Origin of the sequence: Arthrobacter sp. MYb224, from assembly GCF_002975455.1 — a bacterium.
In the GTDB taxonomy this organism is placed as follows: domain Bacteria; phylum Actinomycetota; class Actinomycetes; order Actinomycetales; family Micrococcaceae; genus Glutamicibacter.
Map to the genome: position 1 here is coordinate 501,029 of NZ_PCPU01000001.1, position 25,160 is coordinate 526,188.

Below are 25,160 nucleotides of genomic sequence, written 5' to 3' on the forward strand. Positions count from 1 at the left end.
CCATCAGATGCCCCTGCCCCGCGGTGTTTGCTTCGCTTCGGGAGCAGGGCTCCTAATGCTCGGCCTCATGCCAGGACTTGCCGATTCCCGGCTGGACGTCCAAGGGGACCTTCAGCTCGGCGGCCCGGCTCATCTCGCCCGTCACCAGTTCCTGCACCGCGTCGAGTTCACCGGCGGCTATTTCCAGCACCAGCTCATCGTGCACCTGCAAAAGCATCCGGGATTTGTACTTCCCCTCTGCCAGCAGCTTGGCAATGTTCAGCATCGCGACCTTCAGCAGATCCGCGGCGGATCCCTGGATCGGCGCGTTCAGCGCCGCGCGTTCGGCGATATCGCGCAGCCTGCGATCGGAGCTGTTGAGCTCCGGCAGGTAGCGCCGGCGGCCGAAGATCGTTTCGGTGTAGCCGTCCTTGCGCGCCTGGTCGACGACGGAACGCAGATAGGTGCGCACCGCGCCAAAGCGTGCGAAGTAGTCCTTCATCAGCGTGCGCGCCTCGTCGACGGAGATCTTCAGCTGCTTGGACAGCCCGAAGGAGCTCAGCCCGTAGGCCAGGCCGTAGCTCATCGCCTTCACCTTCGAACGCATCTCGCTGGTGACCTCTTCGGGGGCCACATCGAAGACATGCGAACCGACGAACCGGTGCAGGTCCTCGCCGCTCTGGTAGGCCTCGATCAGGCCCTCGTCGCCGGACAGATGCGCCATGATGCGCATTTCGATCTGCGAGTAGTCCACGGTCAGCAGGGTTTCGTATCCCTCGCCGACGACGAACACGTCGCGGATGCGCCGGCCCTCTTCAGAGCGGATCGGGATGTTCTGCAGGTTCGGGTTCAGGCTGGACAAGCGTCCGGTCGCGGCCACCGTCTGCGCATAGGTGGTGTGGATCCGGCCATCGTCGCCGATCGATTTGAGCAGCCCCTCAACGGTCTGGCGCAGCTTGATCGCCTCGCGGTACGCCATCAACGCCACCAGGAACGGGTGCTGGGTCTTGACCAGCAAATCCTGCAGGGATTCGGCATCGGTGGTGAAACCGGTTTTGATCTTCTTGGTTTTCGGAAGGTCGAGCTCTTCGAAGAGCACCACCTGCAGCTGCTTCGGACTGGAGAGGTTCACCTCGTGCCCGATGGAATCGTAGGCTTCCTTGGTGGCCTGGTCCACCTGCGAGGTGAAGTGCGCGTGCAGCTCGTCCAGGCGTTCCCGGCTCACCGCGATGCCCGCACGCTCCATCTCGAAGAGCACGTCGATCAGCGGCAGCTCCATGTCCTTGGCCAGCTCCGCGGCATGCTTTTCGGCGAGCTTGGTGGCGAGGAACGCGGACAGATCAAAAATCGCCTGTGCCTGCGCCAGCGTCGGCTCGATCAGGTCCGCGGTGAGACCCAGATCCAGTTCGCCCTTCTTCGCCGGCTTGAGCACCGGAACCGTGTACTTCAGGTGGTATTGCACCAGATCCACCAGCTCGTGGCTGCGCCGGTCCGGCTGGATCAGGTAGGCGCTGATCAACGTGTCATCGCCTAGGCCGGCGACGCGGAAGCCACGCTCGTAGAGCCGGTGCATGGCGAGTTTCGCGTCGTGGAAGATCTTCGGTGCCTGCGCGTCGGCCAGGAAGCCGGCAAGCACCTTCTCGGTGTCTTCGCCCAGGCTGGACAGTTCCAGCCAGAGCGCCTTGCCCTCACGGAACAGTGCCACCCCGACGGCTTCGCCCGCGGTCACCGCCGCTTGCACCGCAATCGGCGCTCCCTCGCCCTGGGCGATGAATTCGCCCAGTGCCTTCGCATCCTTCGCTTCAAGTCGCTCGAACGCCGCCGCTTCAGGCTGCTCTTCGTCCTCCTGCGCGGCAAAGAGATCGAAGAGCCGCTTGCGCAGGGTGTTGAATTCCAGGGCGTCAAAGAGGTTTTCGATCTCGTCGCGGTTCGGCGCGACCAGTTCGGCTTCGTCCAGGGTCACCGGCAGTTCCAGATCGTGGCGCAACTGGTTCAGCCGCCGGTTGCGGGTGACGTTGTCCAGGTGGGCGCGCAGGCTCTCGCCGACCTTGCCCTTGATCGCGTCGGCATTTTCCAGGATGCCGTTGAGGTCGCCGTAGAGGTTCAGCCATTTCGCGGCGGTCTTCGGTCCCACGCCGGGCACGCCCGGCAGGTTGTCGGCGGTCTCCCCCACCAGCGCGGCCAGATCCGAGTAGCGCTCGGGGCGCACGAAATACTTGGTTTCTACCGCTTCGGCGTCCATCGGCGGGATATCGCTAATGCCCTTCTTCGGATAGAGCACCATGGTCTTGTCGGTGATCAGCTGGAAGGCATCGCGGTCACCGGAGACGACAAGGACTTCGAAGCCCTGCGCTTCGCCCTGGGTTGCCAGGGTGGCCAGGATGTCGTCGGCCTCAAAGCTTTCAAGGGTGATGCTGGGAATGTTCATCGCCTTCATGACCTCTTGAATCAGGTCGATCTGGCCATAGAATTCTTCCGGAGTCTTATTTCGTCCGCCCTTGTATTCGGTGTATTCCAGGGAACGGAACGTTGGGGTGTCCAGGTCGAAGGCCACCGCAACGTGCGTGGGCTTCTGCTGGCGGATCATCGTCAATAGCATGGAGACGAATCCGTGGACGGCATTGGTGTGCTGGCCGGTACTTGTCGCAAAGTTTTCGGCTGGCAGCGCATAGAACGCGCGGAAGGCCATCGAGTGTCCGTCGATGATCAGAAGTTTCTTGTCCGACGTGAATGTCGTTTTGGTAGTTTCGCTCACACCTGAAAGCCTAGTTGCCATGAGCGACAATTTCACTTCTCACGACGAGCAATCTTCAGCACACCCCTTTGCCCAGCAGTTGACTAGGCATGGTGTCCCGCAGGCGATGTGGCCTTTTCTCCAGGGACACGGGGTGGGCACCCTGGTCGAAAAGCTTGATATCCACTTCACCGAGTTTGGCGCCGACCGAGTTTGCGCGACCATGCCGGTAGCAGGAAACGCTCAGGTGGTGGGCATCCTGCACGGCGGGGCATCCGCCGCGCTGGCCGAAACCTTGGGCTCGATGGCTGCCGCCCTGCACGCACGGGGCAAGGCAAACCCGGTTGGAGTCGACCTGAATGTCACCCACCACAAGGCCGCGCGCCAGGGCTTGGTCAGCGCCGTGTGCACGCCGCTGCATTTGGGCCGGCGCATCACCACCCATGAGATCGTCATCACCAACGAGGCAGGCCAACGCGTGGCCACGGCCCGAATCACCAATATGCTCCTGCCCATCGAGGGCTAGCCGAGCGCTAGGAGACGGCGTAGCTTGCGGCGAATATATCGTCGCCGAGTTCACGGATTTTCAGTCCGGATAGCTGCGCGTTGGCATCGCGGCCGAAAATGTTCACCCCGCCGCCGAGGAACACCGGCACCGTCACCACGGTGAGTTCGTCGAGCATTCCGGCCTCGATAAAGCCGCCGGCCAGATCCGCACCGCCCACGAGCCAGACATCTCCGGCTCCGGCGCTTTTGGCAATGTCACGGCTCCAGAAACTGATTTCACCGCGGATGAAGGTCAGGTCCGTGTCGGGCAACGAGGGAAGCTCATGGTGCGTGAAGATCCACACCGGCTTCGCGCCGAATGGCCATTGCAGGTGCCCTTCGCCGATATCCCGCACGATCGTTTCGTAGGTTTTGCCGCCGATGACCACCGCGCCGATGCTGTCGAAGAACTCGCGAAGGTCGGCCTGGTAGCCGGGCAGCTCGGTAAATGGGCGTAGCCAATGCGTGTCGCCCGACTGATCGGCCACAAAGCCGTCGATGGAGGCACCCACGTAGTACTTGAAGCTAGTCATAGCTCCAGTCTAGGGGTGCCTCCATCGAAGGCAATATCTAGTTTTTGCCGCCCACCGGGCGTGCCGGATGCCTAGAGGCCCAAGATCGCTTCGCTCAGCTGCGGAACGATGAGCACCACGCCGAAGAGCACGATCAGCCCGCACAGTCCGAAGCAGAGGTAGGCGCCGTACTTATTAACCTGGGTATTGCGGTGCTCGTCGCGGGCCACCGCCAGCAGGCGCACGCCAAAGGAGTATGCGACGACGATGCACATGGCAGCTACCCAGCTGACCAGCGCGACGATGAGAAAAGCTGACCATTCGATCATGAGATATCCGCTTCCTTGTCCATGGCTTCCTGCGCAAGCTTCCGGGCCGCCGTTGCTTCGGCCTTGGCGCGGGCGCGACGCTCCTTCTTCGAAAGGATATTGACCGCGGCTCCCGAATTATCGATGTCGGACATCGCGGTATCGTGCCCCACATGGTCCTTGCGGGACATGTACCAGAACAGCAGCAGGGTTCCCACGCCGACGACGGCGACGATCCCGACGCCGACTGCGCCGATATGGGTCAGCGCCGCGGCGGCACCGCCAACGATGGCGGCCGCCGGAAGGGTGAACAGCCACCCCAGGGCAATGCGGCCCGCGGTGCCCCAGCGCACTTCTGCGCCCTTGCGTCCCAGGCCGGAACCGATGACCGAGCCGGATGCCACCTGCGTGGTGGACAAGGCGAAGCCCAGGTGCGATGAGGTGAGAATTGCCGAGGCGGTCGAAACCTCGGCGGCGAAGCCCTGCGCGGGCTTCACATCGGTGAGCCCCGAACCCATGGTGCGGATAATGCGCCAGCCACCGGTGTAGGTGCCCAAGGCAATGGCCACCGCACAGGTTGCAACGACCCACAGGTGCGGGCCGGTGCCGGCGCTCTGCATCCCCGAAGCGACCAGAGTCAGGGTGATAACACCCATGGTCTTCTGCGCGTCATTGGTGCCGTGCGCCAGCGCCACGAGCGAGGAAGAGAAGATCTGTCCGTAGCGGAAGCCTCCGCGTTTAGGCGAGGCGCCGTTCTGCCGTTTCGTGATCGAGTACGCAAGCTTCGTGCATAGATACGCGGAAATGCCCGCAATCAGCGGGGCGCACAATGCCGGCAGAAGCACCTTGGAGAGCAACACCCCGTAGTCGATGGCGCCGAACCCGGCACCGACGATCGCGGCGCCAACCAGCCCACCGAACAGGGCGTGGGAGGAGCTTGAAGGCAGGCCGAGCATCCAGGTGAATACGTTCCAGATCACCGCGCCCATAAGTCCCGCAAAGATCATTTCCGGCATGATCTGCACGCCGGTGGTGGGATCTTCGTTGATAATGCCGCCAGAAATCGTCTTGGCTACCTCCGTAGAGAGGAAAGCACCGACGAGGTTCAAAACCGCAGCGAGAGCTACAGCCTTTTTCGGAGTGATTGCTCCGGTTGCGATTGGGGTGGCCATCGCATTGGCCGTGTCATGAAAACCATTGGTGAAGTCGAAAAACAACGCCAAGGCGATGACCAGGACGACGATTAGCGTCAAATCCATTGAATACCAGCCTGAGGGTCGAACGGCAAGGAAAAAGAACTTGGGCCGAGAGCTGCAAAATCCAGCGAAGATGATGGCGTGCGGGATTGGGCTCAAAGCGCAATTTCAATCTTATGCCCCTGAACAGATACGTCAATCCGGCCAGTCAACCAACCCCGGGCAAATTCCGCATGAACTTTTGGTGCCCAAGTAGGCAATTACCGCGTTCATGCCGGATCGCGCTTTTGCGGGCAGAGAAAATGTGCGCCAAACCATAGGTGGCTTGGCGCACATTCGCGCGGCTCGCTGCGCCGCAGGCAATGGCGGGAGGCTACTTAACCTGATCGATCACGGTGTCCGCGACCTGCCGCATGCTCAGTCGACGGTCCATCGAGGTCTTCTGGATCCAGCGGAATGCTTCCGGTTCGGTCAACCCCATCTTGGTGATGAGCAGCGACTTGGCCCGGTCCACAAGCTTTCGAGTCTCGAACTGCTCGGCGAGGTTGCTGACCTCGGACTCCAGGGCACGCAGCTCGTCGTTGCGCGAAATCGCGATTTCGATCGCCGGGGTCAGGTCGGCCGGGGTGAAGGGCTTGACCACGTAGGCCATGGCGCCGGCTTCGCGCGCCCGCTCCACCAATTCCTTTTGGCTGAATGCGGTGAGCAGCACGACGGGGGCGATGCGCTCCTTGACGATCGACTCGGCGGCGGTAATGCCATCCATCACCGGCATCTTTACATCCATCAGCACCAGATCCGGCTTCAACTCACGCGCCTTCTCCAGCGCGCTCTGGCCGTTGTCGACCTCGGCCACCACGTCATAGCCTTCGGAGCGCAAGATCTCAACGATATCCAGGCGGATCAGCGTCTCGTCTTCGGCTACGAGCACGCGTCGCGCCGCGGAAGGCGCCTCGGAAGGGATTTTGGTAATTTCTGGTAGCTCGCTCATAGGGCGCCTTCCTTAGTGGTCTGCGTACCTGCCTCGTTAGCCGGCAGAATTCAAGATGTATTTCGCGGCGAGCCGCGCTGCTCCCGTTTCGTATCTAAGCCTACTTGCATGTACCCTTATTAGGGCGATGACGCGAGGTTATCGATTAGGAAATCTACGAAACCTCTAGTAAACTCGTCAATGTGCTCGCCCAAGTGGCGGAATCGGTAGACGCGCCGCACTCAAAATGCGGTATCGAAAGATGTGTGGGTTCGAGTCCCACCTTGGGCACATCATGAATGCCGTCGGAGAAAGTGAAAACTCTCTCCGGCGGCATTTTTTCTTTTAATTATTCGCCCCTGTGATGCATCTCGCAGCGAGGATGGATTGGTTCCAAACGCGAATGAGCCTGCCCGCAGGATCGATGAAACGATCTTGCGGGCAGGCTCACTTTTGTTGGCTCAAAGCTACGGCTTAGAGATCCTTGGGCGTCGAAACGTTCGCAGGATCCCATGGCCCGACAACTTCGCGCGCCGGCATTGGCTTGCCGTCGACCAGCTGACCGGCATCAGCCAGGTCCCCGACCTTGTGCACGCGCAGCGAATTGGTCGAACCGGCTTGCCCCGGAGGGGAACCGGCAGCGATGCAAACCAGATCGTTGATCTGGGCCAGGCCTTCGCTGAGCAGCTGCTCATCGACCTGTGCGGTCATCTTGTCGGTGTGGTCCGCGTAGGCCACCAGGCGTGCCTGCACTCCCCACATCAGGGTCATGATGTTGTAGGTCTGCTGCAGCGGGGTGAAGGCCAGCACCGGGCGCTTCGGGCGCAGGCGCGAAAGGCGTCGTGCGGAGTCACCGGACTGGGTGAAGGCGACGATGTATTTCGCGTCGAGCTGATCGGCGATTTCCACGGCCGCACGGGTAATCGCGCCGCCACGGGTCTTCGGCTGCGAGCCGAGACGTGGAATGCGATCCAGCCCGTGCTGCTCGGTGGAGGAAATAATGCGCGACATGGTTTCCACGGTCTCCACCGGGTAGGCGCCCACCGAGGTCTCCCCCGAAAGCATCACCGCGTCGGCGCCGTCGAGCACCGCGTTGGCGCAGTCCGAAGCCTCGGCACGGGTTGGGGTCGGCGATTCGATCATCGATTCGAGCACCTGGGTGGCGACGATGACCGGCTTGGCCCAGCGGCGCGCGAGCTCCACCGCACGTTTCTGCACCACCGGAACGTCTTCCAGCGGCAGCTCCACGCCCAGGTCGCCACGGGCAACCATGATCGCGTCGAAGGCGTTGATGATTTCTTCCAGCGCGGCAACTGCCTGCGGCTTCTCGATCTTTGCGATCACCGGAAGGCGGCGGCCTTCCTCGTCCATGATTTCGTGCACGCGCTCGATATCGCTGGCATTGCGCACGAAGGACAACGCGATCATGTCGACGCCGGCACGAATGGCCCAGCGCAGATCGTCCTCGTCCTTTTCGCTCAGCGCCGGCACGTTGACCGCAACGCCGGGCAGGTTGATGCCCTTGTTATTGGAGACCTCGCCGCCGACCACGACCTCGGAGCGCACCTCGGTATCGGTGACCTCGATGGCTTTGAGCTTCACCTTGCCGTCGTTGATCAGCAGGAAGTCCCCCGGCTTCACATCGGTTGGCAAGCCCTTGAAGGTGGTCGAGCACAGGTTGCGAGTACCCTGGATGTCCTCGATGGTAATGGTGAATTCTTCGCCGACTTCCAAGATGTACTTGGCGTCGTCCTTGAAACGACCCAGGCGGATCTTCGGGCCTTGCAGGTCTGCGAAAATGCCGACCGCGCGCCCCACCTCGGTCGCCGCGTTACGTACGTTTGCCAAGGATTGAGCATGCATGGAGTAGTCTCCATGGCTCATGTTCAGTCGGGCGACGTCTACGCCCGCTTGAAGTACCGCTACGGTGTTTTCATAGCTCGCTAGGGCCGGGCCCCATGTTGCCACAATTTTTGCGCGTCTCATACCGTCAGCCAAATGCCTTTCATGTTTGCATAGGCAAAATGCGGCGAACCCGTTTGGGTTCGCCGCATCAAAGCCTATGCCACTCAAATGATGCTGATGGCTCTATCTGTTGGAGCAACTGGTGCAGGAAGGTTCGTCGTTTCCATCAGGAACTTATCGACTCCGGCGGCGCAAGCGCGGCCTTCGGCGATAGCCCAGACGATCAGCGACTGCCCCCGACCGGCATCTCCGGCGGCGAACACCGATTCGGAGTTCGTCATGTAGTAGCCATCTCGGGCGACGTTGCCCCGGTTGTCGAATTCGATGCTGAGCTGCTCATCGAGCCCGGAAGGTTCCGGACCGGTGAAGCCAAGAGCCAGGAGAACCAGATCCGCTTTGATAACGCGTTCCGTCCCAGGCTTCGGCAGGCGCTTGCCGGCAACGAATTCTGTCTCTGCAACTGTAACACCGATCACCTTATTCTGCTCGGCTCCCTCGCCGGAAACGAAGTTCACGGTCGAGGCCAGATAGCTGCGTTCGCCGCCCTCCTCATGCGAGGACTGCACCTCGAAGAGCAGCGGCATCGTGGGCCACGGCTGGGTGTCGGCGCGTTCGGTCGGCGGCTTCTGGCCGATGGCCAAGGTGGTCACCGAAGCGGCTCCCTGGCGCAGCGCGGTGCCGATGCAGTCGGATCCGGTGTCGCCACCGCCGAGCACGATCACGTGCTTGCCCTTCGCATCGATGCGCGCAGCGTCCAGGGTTCCGGCCACCACGCGGTTGTTCTCTGTGAGGAACTCCATGGCGTGGTGCACGCCATCCAGGTCATGGCCCGGGATGGGCAGCTCCCGCGGGATGGTGGCGCCGGTGGCGACGATCACCGCGTCATAATCGCGACGCAATTGATCCCAGCTGATCTCCTTGCCGATCTCGATGCCGGTGCGGAAGATCGTGCCTTCCTCACGCATCTGGTCCAGGCGGCGGTCGATGATCTGCTTTTCGAGTTTGAAGTCCGGGATGCCGAAGCGCAGCAGGCCGCCGATCTGCTCGTCGCGCTCGTAGACCGCCACGGTGTGGCCCACCCGGGTCAGCTGCTGGGCGGCAGCCAGTCCGGCCGGACCGGAACCGACGATGGCCACGCGCTTCTCGGTGTGGCGCGCCGGCGGCTGCGCGATGAAGTCGCCCGCGTCCATCAGATGCTCGGCCAGCTCGGCCTCGACCTGCTTGATGGTGACCGCGGGCTGGTTGATGCTCAGCACGCAGGCCGCCTCGCAGGGGGCGGGGCACAGCTTACCGGTCAGTTCCGGGAAGTTGTTGGTGCTCAGCAGCCGGGCCGCGGCATCGTCCATCCGCCCGCGGTAGGTCAGGTCGTTGAACTCCGGGATCAGGTTGCCCAGCGGGCAGCCCTGGTGGCAGAACGGGATGCCGCAGTCCATGCAGCGCGAGGCCTGCTCCTGCAGCGTACCTGCCTGCTGGCGCTCAAGGACCTCCTTGTAGTCCATCAGGCGCACCGGCACCGGGCGCTTGGGTTGGGTGACGCGTTCGGTCACCTTCAAGAATCCGCGTGGATCAGCCACGGGTCACCTCCAAAATCTTGTCCCATACCTGCGGCGAATCCGGATTCTCTCCGGCAGCCGCCGCTTCGGCACGGATATTTTCAACCGCGGCGAAATCGCGCGGGATGATGCTGGTCAAGCGCTGGCGGGTCTGCTCCCAATCCAGGATCAGGCGCTGCGCCTGCGGCGAGGCGGTCAGCGCGATGTGCTCGGTGAGCAGCGCGTGGATCGCCTGCGCCTCGGCCTCGTCGATTCCGCGGACCAGCAGATCGCCGGCCGCGGCGGCCAGCGGATTCAGGTTCTTCTCCTCGAAGTCCAGCACCCAGGCCATGCCGCCGGACATCCCGGCGCCGAAGTTGCGTCCGGTGGCGCCGAGGATCAGCACCCGGCCGCCGGTCATGTACTCGCAGCCGTGTTCCCCGATGCCTTCGGTGACGATCGTGGCGCCCGAGTTGCGCACCGCGAACCGTTCGCCGACCATGCCGTTGATGAACATCTCGCCGCTGGTCGCGCCGTAGCCGACCACATTTCCGGCGATCACCTGGTCCTGCGGGTTGGACAGGGTGGTGCGCGGCGGGTGGATGGCGATCCGTCCGCCCGAGAGCCCCTTGCCGACGTAGTCGTTCGCGTCGCCGGAGAGCCCGAGGGTGATGCCGGCTGGCAGGAAGGCGCCCAGGGACTGGCCCGCGCGCCCGGCCAGGTTCACCCGGATGGTGTCCGCGGCCAGTTCCTCGAGCCCGAAGGTCTTGGTCACGTGGTGGCCGAGCAGCGTGCCCACCGAACGGTCGGTGTTCACGATGTCCGCGTCGATCACCACCGGGATCCGGTCCGTCAGGGTCTGCGCGGCCGCGGCCAAGAGCCGCTGGTCCAGATGCTTGTCAAGACCGTGGTCCTGGCCGATCCGGCGGCGGCGTGCGGTGAGTTCCACGTCGGGCACGTGGGTGATCGCGCCCAGGGCCAGGGACTGGACCTTGTCGTGGGCGCCGGCCTGCGCGCCGCTGAGCAGCTCCACCCGGCCGATGACCTCCTCCAGGGTGCGCGCACCCAGGCTGGCGAGCAGTTCGCGGACCTCTTGCGCGATGAACTCGAAGAAGTTCACCACGAATTCGGCCTTGCCGCTGAAGCGTTCGCGCAGCGCGGGGTTCTGCGTGGCCACGCCCACCGGGCAGGTGTCCAGGTGGCACACGCGCATCATGATGCAGCCCGAAACCACCAGCGGGGCGGTGGCGAAGCCGAATTCCTCGGCGCCGAGCAGCGCGCCGATGAGCACGTCGCGCCCGGTTTTCAGCTGGCCGTCCACCTGCACGGTGACGCGGTCGCGCAACCCGTTGAGGATCAGCGTCTGCTGCGCCTCGGCCAGGCCGATCTCCCACGGGGTACCCGCATGCTTGAGCGAATTCATCGGCGAAGCGCCGGTGCCGCCATCGTGCCCGGAGATCAGCACGACGTCGGCCTTCGCCTTGGCCACGCCGGCCGCGACGGTGCCGATGCCGGACTCGGAGACCAGCTTCACGTGCACGCGCGCCGCCGGATTGGAGCACTTCGCATCGTGGATCAGCTGGGCCAGGTCCTCGATCGAGTAGATGTCGTGGTGCGGCGGCGGGGAGATGAGTCCCACGCCCGGGGTGGAGTGGCGGGTCTTGGCGATCCACGGGTAGAGCTTCTGGCTCATCAGCTGGCCGCCCTCGCCGGGCTTCGCGCCCTGGGCCATCTTGATCTGGATGTCATCGGCGTTGGTCAGGTACAGGCTGGTCACCCCGAAGCGGCCCGAGGCGATCTGCTTCACGGCGCTGCGGCGCACCGGGTCGAGCAGCCGCTCGGGATCCTCGCCGCCCTCGCCGGTGTTGGACTTGCCGCCCAGCCGGTTCATCGCGATGGCCAGGGTCTCGTGCGCCTCGGCGGAGATCGAACCGTAGCTCATCGCCCCGGTGGCGAAGCGCTTCACGATCGAGCTGACCGGTTCCACCTCGTCGATGGGGATCGGGGTGATGGACTCGGTGTTGAACTTCAGCAGCCCGCGCAGGGTTTTCAGCTCCGAGGCCTGGTCGTCGACGGCCTTGGTGTACTCCTTGAACACGTCGTAGCGGCGGGTCCGGGTGGAGTGCTGCAGGCGGAATACGGTCTGCGGGTCGAACAGGTGCGGCGGCCCTTCGCGGCGCCACTGGTACTCCCCGCCCACCTCCAGCTCGTTGGGCTGGCTCGCCCCGGAATGCTCCGGGTAGGCCCGGGCGTGCCGGGCCGCGGCCTCGGCGGCGACGACGTCGAGCTCGATGCCCGAGAGCTTGGTGGCGGTGCCGGTGAAGTACTGGTCGACCACGCGCTGGGAGAGCCCCACGGCCTCGAAGGTCTGCGCCCCGCAGTAGGAGGACACCGTGGAGATGCCCATCTTGCTCATGATCTTCAGCACCCCCTTGCCCAGGGACTTGATCAGGTTCGCGGCGGCCGCCTGCCCGGTGATGCCCGGCAGCGAGCCTTCCTCGGCCAGCTGCTCGACGCTTTCCAGCGCGAGGTACGGGTTGATGGCGCTGGCGCCGTAGCCGATGAGCAGCGCGATGTGGTGGACCTCGCGGGCGTCGCCGGACTCGATGATCAGCGACACGCGGGTGCGGGTCGAGCTCTTGAGCAGGTGGTGGTGCACCGCGGAGGTCAGCAGCAGCGACGGAATCGGAGCCCAGGCCGCGGAGGAGTCGCGGTCCGAGAGCACGATGTAGCGCACCCCGCGGTTCACCGCGGCGGAGACCTTTTCGCAGATTTCCTGCAGCCGGGCCCGCAGTTCGGATTCGCCTCCGGCCGGGCGGTAGAGCCCGCGGACCTTCAGCGAGTACTTGGCGCCCGACGCGTCGCGCAGGTTCACGATCTTCGCGACCTGGTCGTTGGTCAGCACCGGGTAGTCCAGATCGATCTGCGTCTGCGCCACGCGGTCCAGGGAGAGCAGGTTGCCGTCGGGTCCGATGGAGGTGCGCATCGAGGTGACCAGCTCCTCGCGGATCGCATCCAGCGGCGGATTGGTGACCTGGGCGAAGGACTGCGTGAAGTAGTCGAAGAGCAGCCGCGGGCGCTGCGAGAGCGCGGCGATCGGGCTGTCGGTGCCCATGGCGCCCAGCGGCTCGGCGCCGGTGGTGGCCATCGGGGCCAGCAGCATGCGCAGCTCCTCGGCGGTGTAGCCGAAGGTCAGCTGGCGCTGCAACACGGAGGCCGAATTGTGGCGCACATGCTCCAGGTCCGGGAACTCCTCCAGGGACTTGATATTCGTCCCGACCCATTCGCGCCACGGCTTCGCGGCGGCGACCTCGGCCTTGATCTCGGCGTCATCCACGATGCGTCCGGCATTCAGGTCCAGCGCGAACATCTTGCCCGGGGCCACGCGGCCCTTGGAGACGATATGCTCCTCGGCGATGTCGATGACGCCGACCTCGCTGGCGAGCACCACCAGGTCGTCGTCGGTGACCCACCAGCGCGCCGGGCGCAGTCCGTTGCGGTCCAGCACCGCGCCGGCCAGCTGGCCGTCGGTGAAGCAGACCGCCGCCGGGCCGTCCCACGGTTCGATGAGCATCGAGTGGTACTGGTAGAAGGCGCGCAGATCGGCGTCCATCTGGGTGTCGTTTTCCCAGGGCTGCGGGATCATCATCATGATCGCCTCGGTGACCTTGCGCCCCGAGAGCATCAGCATCTCGGCGACCTCGTCGAAGCTCGCGGAGTCCGAGGCGCCGGGGGTGCAGATCGGGAAGAGCTCCTCGGGCACCTCGCCGAGCAGCTCGGATTCCAGGGTCGACTGGCGGGCGCGCATCCAATTGCGGTTGCCCTTGACGGTGTTGATCTCGCCGTTGTGCGCGATGGTGCGGAACGGCTGGGCCAGCGGCCACGACGGGAAGGTGTTGGTGGAGAAGCGCGAGTGCACGATGGCGCAGCGGCTGGTGAAGCGCTCGTCGGACAGATCCGGGAAGAACGGCTCGAGCTGGGCGGTGGAGACCATGCCCTTGTAGACGATGGACTGCGCGGAGAAGGAGGCGAAGTAGACGCCGATCTTATTGTGCGCGCGCCGGCGGATGCGCCAGGCTGCCGCGTCCAGGGCCCGGGAGTCGAGCTCGCCGGAGGCCGCGCTGGAGGCGACGAAGAATTGGGTGATATGCGGCATGACCGCACGGGCGGAGGCGCCAAGTACTTCCGGATCCACCGGGACGGTGCGCCAGCCGAGCACGGTCAGCGACTCTTCGGCGGCGAGCTCTTCGAGTTCGGCCTTGGCGAACTCCAGTTCGTTCTGCGCCGCGGGCAGGAAGCCCATGCCGACCGCGTAGCTCCCGGGGGCGGGCAGCTCGAATTCGGTGACGGCGCGCAGGAAGGCATCGGGCAGGTGCAGCAGGATGCCCGCTCCGTCGCCGGTCCCCTCGTCGGCGCCGATGGCCCCGCGGTGTTCCAGGCGGCGCAGCGCGGTCAGCGCGTGGCTGACGATCTCATGAGTTGGGTGGTTCTTCAGCGATGCAATCATCGCCAGTCCGCAGGCATCCTTTTCGGCGCTCGGGTCGTATAAACCCTGCGCCGGCGGAATTGCCGCGAATCGGGTATAGGGCGAGGGGGCGGCCTCGCCAAATCCGGGCGAGGCGTTCAACTGGACTCCGGTCATGCTCATGAGCGTGCCTTTCGTGGTTCATGCGGCGGAAAAAGGCGAACCGGGTCCCACCTTGGGGATTCTCGAAGGTGCGTCAGCCACCGGTCGCCTTAACCTCGTGGCCAGCTGCGCCGCCGGCGGGGTGGGGCCGAGCGGGTGCGCTGCTTCGAAGGTTGAAGGATCCACCGCGTTGTGGTTCCTGCGCCTCGCCCGGGTCATGGGGTGTGGACTCCCGGAGAGGTGCGTAGATTTACCTTACGCCCCCTATGTTTCCCGCTTTCGCGCGGTTTTGTTTCGAAAATGTTAAAACGGTCACGCACAGCGCCAGCTAAAAAGCAGGTTTATTCGCGGTGATGCTGGCCTTTTCCATTGTTTCGCCCGGGGTTGAGCCGATTTTTAAATGTTTCGCGCAGATTGCGTACCGCCCACCCGAGGGGCAAAAAAGTCCTGCGTTAACGCCGAAACGGGGACCGAAAAAACACGCGCTGGTGTTTTTCGATCCCCGTTGGAGGTGCGGAGGCAGCTCCGCGATCAGCCCGGCGGCTGCTCGTCGTCCTTCGTAATCTGCCGCTCGGTGCCGCTCGACGGTGCGTCGGTGCCCGCCGCCGCGGCGCGGGCCGCCGGCTCGCGCCCGGGCAGGAAGAGCGAATCCTTGCCTTCCCCGCGCAGCTTCGCCAGCACGTAGGCCAGCGCCAGCGAGCCGAAGACGACCAGGGCGATGGCCAGCCACTGGTGGATGCGCAGGGACAGCGGGCCGATGCTGATGATCTCCGCCGCGTCCAGGCGCAGCGACTCGGTGAAGGTCCGGCCGATGCCGTACCAAATCACGTAGCAGCAGAACAACGCTGTGCGGCGCAGCGCGAACTTCTTGTCCAGCGCCAGCAGCACCACCACGCCCAGCAGGTTCCACAATGATTCGTAGAGGAAGGTCGGGTGGAAGAGCGTCTCGGGCGGCAGCGAGGCCGGGAAGTTATAGTGCTCCGGGTCGATTTCAAGTCCCCAGGGCAGGGTGGTCGGCGCTCCGAAGAGTTCCTGGTTGAACCAGTTCCCCCAACGGCCCACGGCTTGGGCCAGCAGCACGCCGGGGGCGACGGCGTCGATGAAGGCCGAGAGCCGCACCCCGCTCCGCCGGCAGCCGATCCAGGCGCCGACGATGCCCAGCGAGACCGCGCCCATGATGCCCAGTCCGCCCAGCCAGAGCTGCGGGATCTCGGCCCAGTGCGCTTGCTGCCCGCCGAGCCCGAAGTAGTACATCGGGTCGGTGATCAGCACGTGGTAGAGCCGGCCGCCGACGATGCCGAAGGGGATCGCCCAGATGACGATGTCCCAGAGCAGGTCCGAGTCGCCGCCGCGGGCACGCATCCGCCGCCCGGTCAGCCACAGCGCCAGCACGATGCCCAGCAAGATGCACAGTGCGTAGGCGTGGATGGTCAGCGGGCCCAGGGAGAGCTTGGAGAATTCCTCCGGCGGAGACGGGATGGAGACCGGGAGCATGCCTAGGCCCGTCCGCTCAGCTCCGCGGCGAGGCGGCCCACGGCGGGCACTCCCCCGTCGCGCAGCGCGGCGACCAGCGCGGTGCCCACGATCACCCCGTCGGCGTAGCCGCCGATCTCGGTGACGTGTTCGCGGCGCGAAACGCCGAGCCCGACGCAGGCGTTCGCGGCGCCGGCGGCATGGGCGGCGTCCACCACGGCCTGCGCGGCGGAGGAAACCTCGCTGCGCGCCCCGGTGACACCCATCAGCGAAACGCAGTAGACGAAACCGGAGGAGGCCGCGACGGTCTGCTTAACGCGCGCCTCGGTGGAGCTCGGAGCGATCAGGAACACCCGTTCCAGGTCGTACTTCTCGCTTGCGGCCTGCCATTCGGCGGCCTCATCGGGCACCAGGTCGGGGGTGATCAGCCCGGCCCCGCCGGCTTCGGCGAAGCGCCGGGCGAATTCGTCCACGCCCAGGCGCAGCACCGGGTTCCAGTAAGTCATCACCATCACCGCGGCGTCGGTACGCTCGGTGATCCCGCGCACGATGTCGAAGATCTGCGCCACGCGGAAGCCATTGGCCAGCGCGTGGTTGGTCGCCTCCTGGATGACCAGCCCGTCCATCACCGGGTCCGAGTAGGGGATGCCCATCTCGATGACGTCCACCCCGTTCTCGGCCAGCGCGACGGCCGCCTCGATGCTGGTTTCGACATCCGGGAAGCCCGCGGGCAGGTAGCCGATCAGCGCCGGGCGGCCTTCGGCACGCGCCGCGGCGATCTTTTCTGCACTAGTGACACGCGACATTTAGTTGCCCTCCGGGGTGTTCTCGGCGGCCTCGGAATCGAGCATGCCGAACCATTGCGCGGCGGTGGACACGTCCTTGTCCCCGCGGCCCGACAGGTTTGCGATGATGATGGTCTCTTCGGGCTGCGCGCCCTCGGCGATCTTGCGGGCCGCCAGCCGGATGGTGCCGGCCAGCGCGTGCGCGGATTCGATCGCCGGCAGGATGCCCTCGGTGCGGCAGAGGATCTTGAACGCGTCCATCGCCTCGGTGTCGGTGACCGGTTCGTAGTGCACGCGGCCGATATCCGCCAGGTAGGCGTGCTCCGGGCCGACGCCCGGGTAGTCCAGGCCCGCGGAGATCGAGTGCGACTCGATGGTCTGCCCGTCGTCGTCCTGCATCAGGTAGCTCTTCGCCCCGTGCAGCACGCCGGGCTTGCCCAGGGTGATGGTCGCGGCGTGGCGGTCGGTGTCCACGCCGTCGCCGCCGGCCTCGAAACCGTAGAGTTCCACCTCCTTGTCGTCGAGGAAGCCGTGGAAGATGCCGATGGCGTTCGATCCGCCGCCGATGCAGGCGGTGACCGCATCGGGCAGGCGGCCGGCCTGCGCGATGATCTGCTCGCGGGCTTCTTCGCCGATGACCTCGTGGAAGTAGCGGACCATGGCCGGGAACGGGGCCCCGCCGGCGGCGGTGCCCAGCAGGTAGTGGGTGGTGCCCACGTTGGCGACCCAGTCGCGCAGCGCCTCGTTGATCGCGTCCTTCAGCGTCTGGGAGCCGACGGTCACCGGGATCACCGTGGCGCCGAGCAGCTGCATGCGCGCGACGTTCAACGCCTGCCGGCGGGTGTCCTCGGCGCCCATGTAGACCACGCATTCCAGGCCCATCAGGGCCGCTGCGGTGGCCGAGGCGACGCCGTGCTGGCCGGCTCCGGTCTCCGCGATGATGCGGGTCTTGCCCATGCGCTTGGCCAGCAGCGCCTGGCCGAGCACGTTGTTGATCTTGTGGCTGCCGGTGTGGTTCAGGTCCTCGCGCTTGAGGAATACGCGCACGCCGCCGCAGGCCTCGGTGGAGAAGCGCTTCGCCTCGGTCAGCAGCGAGGGGCGGCCCGAGTAGCTGCGGTTCAGCTCCTTGACCTCTTCGATGAACGCCGGGTCGGCCTTGGCCGCCTCGAACGTCTCGTTCAGCTCATCCATGGCCGCCATAAGCGATTCGGGCATCCAGCGTCCGCCGTACTGCCCAAAATACGGTCCGCTGGCATGTTTCAGCGAGTCATCCGATGCGTTCATCGATTCCCTCTTCTCTTGAATTTTTTAGCGGTGCCCGGCCAGGAAGCAGGCCCTGGCCGGGCACCGAAGATCTGGGTTCGGCTCGCCTAGCGCGCCGGCTTGGCTGCGGTACCCGCCGCGATGAACTCCGCGACGGTGGCTTGCGGGTCCGCGTGCTTGACCAGCGCCTCCCCGACGAGGATTCCGTCCGCCCCGGCCGCAGCGTAGATTTCTACCTGTTCGGCCGATTCGACACCCGACTCGGCAATGAGCACCGCGTCGCTTGGCAGCAACGGGGCCAACGCGCCGAAGGTGTCCACATCCACCTCGAGGGTCTTCAGGTTGCGCACGTTCACGCCGATGATCTTCGCCCCGGCCTTTACGGCCCGCGCGATTTCCTCCTCGGTGTGCGTCTCCACCAGTGCGTTCATTCCCAGCTCGTGGGTCAATTCTAGGAAACTGGAGAGCGTTTGATCATCCAGCGCCGCAACAATGAGCAATACGAGGTCCGCGCCGTGCGCCCGGGCCTCGTAGATCTGGTACTCGTCGACGGTGAAATCCTTGCGCAGCAGCGGAATCGAGACCGCCTCGCGGACCGCGTCCAAATCGGCCAGCGAACCGCCGAAGCGCCGCTGTTCGGTGAGCACGGAAATCACCGAGGCGCCGCCGGCGGCATACGCCGCGGCGAGCTCCGCCGGTTCGGGGATCTGCGCCAGCGCGCCCTTGGACGGGGACTTGCGCTTCACCTCGGAGATCACCCGCAGGATGGTGTCGCGCGCGGCGGGGCCGGCTTGGCCGCCGAGGGCCGCGAAGCCGTCGCGGGCCGCCGGCATGGCGGCCGCGGCGGCCTTCACCTGCGCGAGGCTGGTGATGGCGCGACGGGCGCCCAGGTCTTCCCGGACGCCCGCGATGATGTCATCAAGAACAGTCAATTTAGTGCGCTGCTCCGCTGCGCGAACCGCCCACGCCGAAACCGGCCTTCTTCATGATCCAGCCGACGATCAGGCCGAGCACCATAATGCCCGCGCCCGCGTAGACGATGGCCGAGTTGTGGAACGCGAAGGCGACGCCGCCGACGATCGAACCGACGATCATGGTGCCGACGCAGGCCCAGGCTGCGATCGAGTTGCCGTGGCCGATTTCTTCGTTGTAGACCGGGTCAATCTCGGTGTTCTGCGACATTGCTGGATGTCTCCCTTTGCTCTTCAGGTTGCGCGCCGCCCCGGTGGACCGGTCGGCGCGATGGACTTCGCTTACTATTCTGCCACTTGGACTTGATGATGGCCTATTCCACGGCGCTTCGTTGCGTCCCGGTGGGCCGAATCACCTACTGGTTGCCGCTGGTGGGATCCTCGCCCTTGGAGAGCTGCTCCCAGTCGGAGATCCCGCGCGATTGAGCGTCCTTGGCCGCGGGGGCCGCGGAAACCTCCCGGTCGTACTTCGAGCTCTTCTTCCACCCGCCGCAATAGATCAGCACCAGAATTCCCTGCAGCACGATGATCGCCCCGGCCACCACGGTCAGCGACGGCCAAAGCGAAACGGTGTACTGCCCGGCGCCGCTGGTCAGCCCGGTGGCCTCGGCCACCGCGCCGGCGGCCGCCGCCTGCGGGTTGGTGACCGCTTGGACTCCGGCGGCGATCACCGCGATGCCGGCCAAGAGGGTGATCAGCCCGATCAGGTAGCGGGCGATCTTCCCGGCGATCAGCAGCGCAAGCGCACCGGCGAGCACTGCGACGCACAGGGCGGTGACGGAGGCGGCGGCGGTGGACCCGTCGACGACGATCTCCGGGACCTGCACGGTGCCGGATTCGACCTGGACCACCACCCAGGTGCGGGTGGCGGTCCACAGTCCGGCCAGCGCTCCGAGGATGCCAAGCAGGGCGGTATTGCGGGCGGTGAGATGTTTTTTCACTTGGTTCCACCAGTTTCGGTATTGGCTGGGCGCATCGAGCCGGCGGCCCACACCGCACGCAGCGGGGCGGCGGCCTTGTTGACGGTTTCCAGCGCTTCGTCGGCGAATTTCGAATCGTTCACGATGCCGCCGCCGGCCTGCACGTAGGCGCGGTGATCCTTGAGCAGCGCGGAGCGGATCGCGATGGCCATGTCCATGTCGCCGGCGAAGTCCAGGTAGCCCACCACGCCGCCGTACACTCCGCGGCGGTAGGGCTCGTACTCGTCGAGCAGCTGCAGCGCCCGGGGTTTGGGCGCCCCGGAGAGCGTGCCGGCCGGGAAGGTGGAGGCGAGCACGTCGTAGGCGTCCACGTCCTCCCGGGCCTTGCCGACCACGTTGGAGACCAGGTGCATGATGTGGCTGAAGCGCTCCACCTCCATGAACTGGGTGACCTCCACGGTGCCGGCCTGGCAGACGCGCGAGAGGTCGTTGCGCGAGAGGTCCACCAGCATCAGGTGCTCGGCGCGTTCCTTCTCGTCGGCCAGCAGCGACTTCTCGTGCAGCTGGTCTTCCTCGTAGTTCGCCCCGCGCGGGCGGGATCCGGCGATCGGGTGGGTGACCACATGCGCGTCGTTGACCGTGACCAGCGCCTCCGGGGAGGAGCCGACGATCTGGAAGGGTTCGCCGTCCTCGTTCTCGAAGTTGAACAGGTACATGTAGGGGCTCGGGTTGGTCGCGCGCAGCACCCGGTAGACGTCCAGCGCGTCCGCCTTGGTCTCCAGCTCGAAGCGCCGCGAGACGACAATCTGGAACACCTCGCCGTCGACGATGGCCACCTTCGCCTTCGCCAGCGCCTCCAAATACTCGTTTTCGGCCCAGGAGTGGCTGACCGCTTCCATCAGCGTTTCGCGCGGCACGTCGGTGCCCTGCAGGGTGATGGCCGTGGAGTCCAGCGGGGTGCCGAGCTGGTCGAGCATCTTCTGCAGCCGCGCCACCGCGGCATCGTAGGCCGCCTCGGCGTGCTCTTCGCGGCCATCGAAGTTGATCGCATTGGCGATCAGCGTCACGGTGCCCTCGGTGGCGTCGTGCGCGGCCATGTCGGCGACCAGGTTCATGCTCAGTTCGGGGATGTTCAGGTCATCAACCGGCGGATTGGGCAGGCGCTCCCAGTGCCGCACGCACTCCCAGCCGATGAAGCCGACCATGCCGCCGGTTAGCGGCGGCATGCCCGGGACCGGTTCGGTATGCAGCGCGCGCACGGTGTCGCGCAGGACGTCCACGCTCACCCCGCCGGTGGGCAGCCCCTCGGGCACATGCCCCTGCCAGTAGGCCTCTCCGCCGCGGGTGCTCAGCGTCGCGGGCGAGTTCACCCCCACGAACGAGTACCGGCTCCACACCCCGCCGGGGGCGGCGGACTCCATCAGGAAGGTGCCGGGCCGTCCTCCGGCCAGCGAGCGGTACAAGCCGATCGGGGTCAGCGAATCGGCGAGCACCGAGATGGTGACCGGAATGACGCGGCGGTTGGGTGCCATGGCCAAAAAGGCCTCGCGGGAAGGGGAAATCTTGCCTAGGGTTTTCATTCAGCTTCTTTTCAAACGCGTAAACTTTGCGGACGCCCGATGCTTGCCGGGGCGCTCGTGGGCTGCAAGCCCGGACTATTCGGGTCGGTGGCCGACGGTGGCGGGCAGCTGGCGGTCGGTAAAGCAGGACTCGGTGCCGGTATGACAGGCGGCTCCCACCTGGTCGACCATCAGCAGCAACGCGTCGCCGTCGCAGTCCAGGGCGGCGGACTTCAGGTACTGCCCATGCCCCGAGGTATCTCCCTTGCGCCAGTATTCCTGGCGCGAGCGTGAGTAGAACGTGACTCGCCCGGTGGACAGCGTGCGGCGCAGCGCTTCGTCGTCCATCCAGCCAAGCATGAGCACCAGCCCGGTGTCATGCTGCTGCACGATCGCGGCGAATAACCCGTTCGCATCGCGCTTCAGGCGCTGCGCGATCTGCGGGTCGAGGTTTTCTGGTTCGGGGCTCGGATTCGAGCCGCTCTGAGAAGTAGACATCCCCTTTAGCATACTGGGTCTCCCGCGTTCAGCTCCCGAGCGTGACGCACCGCTTAGAGCCAATCGCAACCGCTTGGCGACACCCGCGGATGATTACGCCCATCAATCGCCGACCCGTGCTAGTTTCAGAGGTGATGCACCTAGTACAAGCTTCCAGATTGGCGTTGGCCGAGACCCTGCTAGCAGCGGGCCCCAGCGCCGACACTCTGTGCGCCGGTTGGCAGACCCGCCACCTCGCCGCGCACTTAGTCCTCCGCGAAAATTCTCTGCTCAGCGCCGGCGTCGTGCTGAAGCCGCTCGCCACGAAACTCGATGTGCGCCTGCAAGAGCTCGCCGACGACGCGCAAACCCCCGAACGGTATGCGGCCCTGGTGCGCCGTTTCCGTGCCGGGCCCAAGGGCTACTCCCCCTTTTCCTTCGAAAAGCTGGACAAGGCGCTGAACCTCAACGAATTCTTCATCCACACCGAAGACGTGCGCCGTGCGCGCACCCAGTGGGCTCCCCGGGTGCTGGACAAGGAGTACACGGAGCTGCTGTGGCAATCGCTCATCAAGACCTCGCGCTTGTTCTTCCGCAAGGCGCCCGTGGGCATCATCCTGTGCCGTCCGGATGGGCAACGCCACGTAGCGAAGAAGGCTCCCAACGCCGTATCCATCAACGGCCCGGTCACCGAGCTGATGATGTACGCCTCGGGACGCACCGATGAAGCCCTGGTGACCTTCGAGGCCGGCCAAAGCGCGCTGCAGATTATCCGCGGCTACCATCCCTCGATCTAGCGCTCGTCACTAATTCCTGGCTCGGCCTGACGGCCTCGAGTTATCCACACATTTCTCGCATGCTCTCCCAATAACTGCGCGAGGGGTCTAGGATATCGCTCAAACGCGATCCTCGACATGCTCGGAGAGTTCTCATGAACACTCGGAAAATTGCAGTGGCACAATCTGTCGTTTTGGCTTGTGCATTGACGGTTACGGCCTGCGCGGGTGGCGCCTCCCCGCCGGACCCCACAGAATCATCTAGCCCGGTGGTGCAAGAATCGAAAACCACCATGCCAAGCCCGTCCCCGGCGAAGCCGAAATACGAGCCGGCAACCGCAAAAGGGCCCGCGAAAAATGTTCCGAAGCCGCAGATGCCCGAGCTGGCCAAAAAGCAAAATGAAGAAGGTGCAATTGCCTTCGTCAAGTACTACTTCGAGGTAATGAACTACTCACTGGAAACATACACAGTCGATGAATTGATTGAGATTACGATGCGTTCATGTCAACTTTGCGGTGATAATTTTATTGATCCCGTTCGGAGTCATGCGAAAAAGAAATACTGGCAAGTTTCAGGTGACTACGAAACCAATGTGTACGGCGTAAAACTTACAGTGACGGATGAGGCCCTAGTCGAGTTCGGAGCAAAAACAAACAGAGTCAAGGTTTATTCCTCAACGAATAATATCATTGCGGAGAGCCCAGCAATGGAGGACGAAAGTCTAGGTATAGCTACACTTCATTGGAAAGATCGTTGGATGATGAATGACGTTACCTTTTCCGAGTGATACGCAATGAAAAACACTACACTATTGATTCTGACACTCTTTGCTGCACAATTATTAAGTGGAGTTCCACAAGTTGCACCAGCGAAAGGTGCCTGCTCTGACTTGATAAAATTCATAAAAGACCACGGCGAAACTATTGAAAATACATGCCCCGAAACAATCCCCGAAAAAGATCGTTTTTACGTCAACGACGACGATAGACAAAAGCGGATAAACAACCGACCTAAGCCGTTGTACGAGATTGAATATCTAGATCCATGCTCTTTCGGGCTTGAACGTTTCCGGGGATGTAGTCAAAATCCAGATGCCCTGCCTTGTGAAGATGGTTCCTCTCCCTATACTCGAATCATTCGCTTTGTCGAGGGCCCAAGGAATGGCGAACAGATAATTACCAATGGACTATGCCCGGAACAAGAGACGCCTCCTGACCTTCCCAATGCAGAATTAAGGGAGCAGCAAATCATAGTCACCCCTTCAAAATTTAGAAGTTTCCCAATAGCTGCGTCAATGCTGAAAAGTGAACCCACCAAATTTTCGCTACGTAACGGGCACTCACACTTTTGGGCAGTCTCTGGCGTTCAAAATTTCCGCATAAACATGAGCGGACGTCCCGTCGCAGTAAAAGCAATTCCCGTCAGATGGAACTGGAATTATGGTGATGGAAACACCCGGAACCTGGATTTCCCAGGCGAGCCAGCACCGGAGCATACCCTTCGAGATGAAACACCGACAAGCCATTCCTACACAGAAACGGGCACCTACGGCGTCGGGCTCACCACGTTGTTCCGCGGAGAATTCAGCGTCGATGGCGGCCCGTGGCAGGCAATCCCGGGACAAGCCGCCGTGCCCAGCGAGCCTATCGAAATTGATGTCTGGCGAACCAAGAAGCAACTCATAGCCACGGACTAGCATTTTCCGAAGCTGCGATCTTGCGGACACAAAAATGGGCCAGTTCAAAATGAACTGACCCATTAGTTGTCTGATGCCTAGCGTACCGGATAGCCCGCTTCGCGGATCTTCTCCTTGACCTTGGCGATCATATCGGTGGGACCGAAGTGGAAGATCGAAGCAGCCAACACCGCATCGGCTCCGGCTTCGATTGCCGGCGGGAAGTCCTCCGGCTTTCCTGCACCGCCGGAGGCGATTAGCGGAACCTTCACGGCCGCGCGGACGGCGCGAATCATTTCCAGATCGAACCCGTCCTTGGTGCCGTCGGCATCGATCGAGTTCAGCAGGATCTCGCCCACGCCACGTTCGGCTGCATCCTTGGCCCACGCAACCGCGCACATGCCGGTGCCCGTGCGGCCACCGTGGGTGGTGACCTCATAGCCCGAGGCGATCGACGGATCGTTGGTCCGACGGGCGTCCAGGGAAAGCACCAAGACCTGCGAACCGAAGCGTTCGGTAATCTCGTTGATCACGTCCGGGCGCGCCACCGCCGCGGTGTTGATCGATGCCTTGTCTGCGCCATTGCGCAGCAGGCGATCGACATCCTCCGCCGCGCGCACGCCGCCGCCAACGGTCAATGGGATGAAAACCTCTTCGGCCGTATGGCGAACTACCTCGAAGGTCGTCTCCCGGTCCGAGCTAGAAGCGGTCACGTCGAGGAAGGTGAGTTCATCGGCACCGGCCAAGTTGTAACGCCGGGCAAGTTCCACCGGGTCCCCGGCATCGCGAAGGCCTTCGAAATTAACGCCCTTGACGACGCGTCCGGCATCGACGTCGAGGCATGGAATAACACGGATTGCTACGCTCATGAGCTGAAATCTCCTAGGGTGG

The 25,160-nt window shown here is 64.1% G+C and carries 21 protein-coding genes and 1 tRNA gene; 5 read left to right on the forward strand and 17 right to left on the reverse strand.

The features are described 5' to 3' along the window. Positions 1-52 precede the first annotated feature (52 nt). A complete protein-coding gene (gene polA, locus CQ017_RS02420; RefSeq protein WP_105552337.1) occupies positions 53-2,755 on the reverse strand; it encodes a DNA polymerase I in 2,703 nt (900 codons plus the stop codon). Between polA and CQ017_RS02425 the strand changes: the two genes are divergently transcribed. Next, entirely contained in the window at positions 2,754-3,239 is a 486-nt protein-coding gene (locus CQ017_RS02425; RefSeq protein ID WP_105552338.1) for a hotdog fold thioesterase, read from the forward strand. The genes polA and CQ017_RS02425 overlap by 2 nt on opposite strands. Before the next feature lie 7 nt (positions 3,240-3,246). Here CQ017_RS02425 and CQ017_RS02430 read toward each other — a convergent pair whose 3' ends face one another. The 4 genes from CQ017_RS02430 to CQ017_RS02445 all read right to left on the reverse strand — a co-directional run bounded on the left by CQ017_RS02430 (position 3,247) and on the right by CQ017_RS02445 (position 6,266). After that, the gene (locus CQ017_RS02430; RefSeq protein WP_105552339.1) at positions 3,247-3,792 is read right to left on the reverse strand and encodes a dihydrofolate reductase family protein; all 546 of its coding nucleotides are present in this window, start codon (positions 3,790-3,792) and stop codon (positions 3,247-3,249) included. A 71-nt stretch (positions 3,793-3,863) separates the two neighbouring features. After that, positions 3,864-4,100 (reverse strand): hypothetical protein, encoded by a 237-nt coding sequence (locus tag CQ017_RS02435; RefSeq protein WP_105552340.1) that lies wholly within the window; start codon positions 4,098-4,100, stop codon positions 3,864-3,866. Next, the gene (locus CQ017_RS02440) at positions 4,097-5,338 is read right to left on the reverse strand and encodes an inorganic phosphate transporter (RefSeq protein ID WP_105552341.1); all 1,242 of its coding nucleotides are present in this window, start codon (positions 5,336-5,338) and stop codon (positions 4,097-4,099) included. The genes CQ017_RS02435 and CQ017_RS02440 overlap by 4 nt, the downstream gene beginning before the upstream one ends. Before the next feature lie 310 nt (positions 5,339-5,648). Further along, positions 5,649-6,266: an ANTAR domain-containing response regulator gene (locus CQ017_RS02445; RefSeq protein WP_096285230.1), complete on the reverse strand. Its 618-nt coding sequence runs from the start codon at positions 6,264-6,266 to the stop codon at positions 5,649-5,651. A 188-nt stretch (positions 6,267-6,454) separates the two neighbouring features. On the opposite strand from CQ017_RS02445, the gene CQ017_RS02450 reads away from it, so the two are divergent. Then, positions 6,455-6,536 (forward strand) — tRNA-Leu (locus tag CQ017_RS02450). A 183-nt stretch (positions 6,537-6,719) separates the two neighbouring features. Here the strand turns inward: CQ017_RS02450 and pyk are convergent. The 11 genes from pyk to hisI form a co-directional block, all read right to left on the reverse strand. Further along, a complete protein-coding gene (gene pyk, locus CQ017_RS02455; protein ID WP_105552342.1) occupies positions 6,720-8,231 on the reverse strand; it encodes a pyruvate kinase in 1,512 nt (503 codons plus the stop codon). An 83-nt stretch (positions 8,232-8,314) separates the two neighbouring features. Then, entirely contained in the window at positions 8,315-9,784 is a 1,470-nt protein-coding gene (locus CQ017_RS02460; RefSeq protein ID WP_105552343.1) for a glutamate synthase subunit beta, read from the reverse strand. Further along, positions 9,777-14,390 (reverse strand): glutamate synthase large subunit, encoded by a 4,614-nt coding sequence (gltB, locus tag CQ017_RS02465; RefSeq protein ID WP_374954984.1) that lies wholly within the window; start codon positions 14,388-14,390, stop codon positions 9,777-9,779. Before gltB ends, CQ017_RS02460 begins: the two co-directional genes overlap by 8 nt. A gap of 510 nt (positions 14,391-14,900) precedes the next feature. Continuing rightward, on the reverse strand, positions 14,901-15,863 hold the full coding sequence (lgt, locus tag CQ017_RS02470; RefSeq protein ID WP_105552344.1) for a prolipoprotein diacylglyceryl transferase: 963 nt from the start codon (positions 15,861-15,863) through the stop codon (positions 14,901-14,903). A gap of 2 nt (positions 15,864-15,865) precedes the next feature. Beyond that, positions 15,866-16,648, reverse strand: coding sequence for a tryptophan synthase subunit alpha (gene trpA, locus CQ017_RS02475; protein ID WP_096285238.1), 783 nt, complete (start codon positions 16,646-16,648; stop codon positions 15,866-15,868). After that, entirely contained in the window at positions 16,649-17,911 is a 1,263-nt protein-coding gene (gene trpB, locus CQ017_RS02480; RefSeq protein WP_105552345.1) for a tryptophan synthase subunit beta, read from the reverse strand. An 86-nt stretch (positions 17,912-17,997) separates the two neighbouring features. Continuing rightward, positions 17,998-18,822, reverse strand: a complete 825-nt coding sequence (gene trpC, locus CQ017_RS02485) for an indole-3-glycerol phosphate synthase TrpC (RefSeq protein WP_105552346.1) — start codon at positions 18,820-18,822, stop codon at positions 17,998-18,000. 1 nt (position 18,823) lies between these two features. Next, on the reverse strand, positions 18,824-19,072 hold the full coding sequence (locus CQ017_RS02490) for an HGxxPAAW family protein (RefSeq protein ID WP_105552347.1): 249 nt from the start codon (positions 19,070-19,072) through the stop codon (positions 18,824-18,826). Positions 19,073-19,217: 145 nt separating this feature from the next. Next, positions 19,218-19,802 carry a Trp biosynthesis-associated membrane protein gene (locus CQ017_RS02495; protein ID WP_181148234.1) on the reverse strand — a complete coding sequence of 195 codons (585 nt, stop codon included), beginning with the start codon at positions 19,800-19,802 and terminating at the stop codon, positions 19,218-19,220. Then, entirely contained in the window at positions 19,799-21,361 is a 1,563-nt protein-coding gene (locus CQ017_RS02500; protein WP_105552349.1) for an anthranilate synthase component I, read from the reverse strand. Before CQ017_RS02500 ends, CQ017_RS02495 begins: the two co-directional genes overlap by 4 nt. Positions 21,362-21,436: 75 nt before the next feature. Continuing rightward, positions 21,437-21,838 (reverse strand): phosphoribosyl-AMP cyclohydrolase, encoded by a 402-nt coding sequence (hisI, locus tag CQ017_RS02505; RefSeq protein ID WP_096285251.1) that lies wholly within the window; start codon positions 21,836-21,838, stop codon positions 21,437-21,439. A 134-nt stretch (positions 21,839-21,972) separates the two neighbouring features. Here hisI and CQ017_RS02510 point away from each other — a divergent pair, with 134 nt between their 5' ends. From CQ017_RS02510 to CQ017_RS17805, 3 genes are all read left to right on the forward strand, one after another. Further along, positions 21,973-22,614, forward strand: coding sequence for a TIGR03085 family metal-binding protein (locus CQ017_RS02510; protein WP_105552509.1), 642 nt, complete (start codon positions 21,973-21,975; stop codon positions 22,612-22,614). Positions 22,615-22,748: 134 nt separating this feature from the next. Further along, the gene (locus CQ017_RS02515; protein WP_146112409.1) at positions 22,749-23,381 is read left to right on the forward strand and encodes a DUF6318 family protein; all 633 of its coding nucleotides are present in this window, start codon (positions 22,749-22,751) and stop codon (positions 23,379-23,381) included. Between the two features lie 6 nt (positions 23,382-23,387). Further along, the gene (locus CQ017_RS17805; protein ID WP_146112410.1) at positions 23,388-24,290 is read left to right on the forward strand and encodes a hypothetical protein; all 903 of its coding nucleotides are present in this window, start codon (positions 23,388-23,390) and stop codon (positions 24,288-24,290) included. A 77-nt stretch (positions 24,291-24,367) separates the two neighbouring features. Here CQ017_RS17805 and hisF read toward each other — a convergent pair whose 3' ends face one another. Continuing rightward, a complete protein-coding gene (gene hisF, locus CQ017_RS02525; RefSeq protein WP_096285255.1) occupies positions 24,368-25,138 on the reverse strand; it encodes an imidazole glycerol phosphate synthase subunit HisF in 771 nt (256 codons plus the stop codon). Positions 25,139-25,160 lie beyond the last annotated feature (22 nt).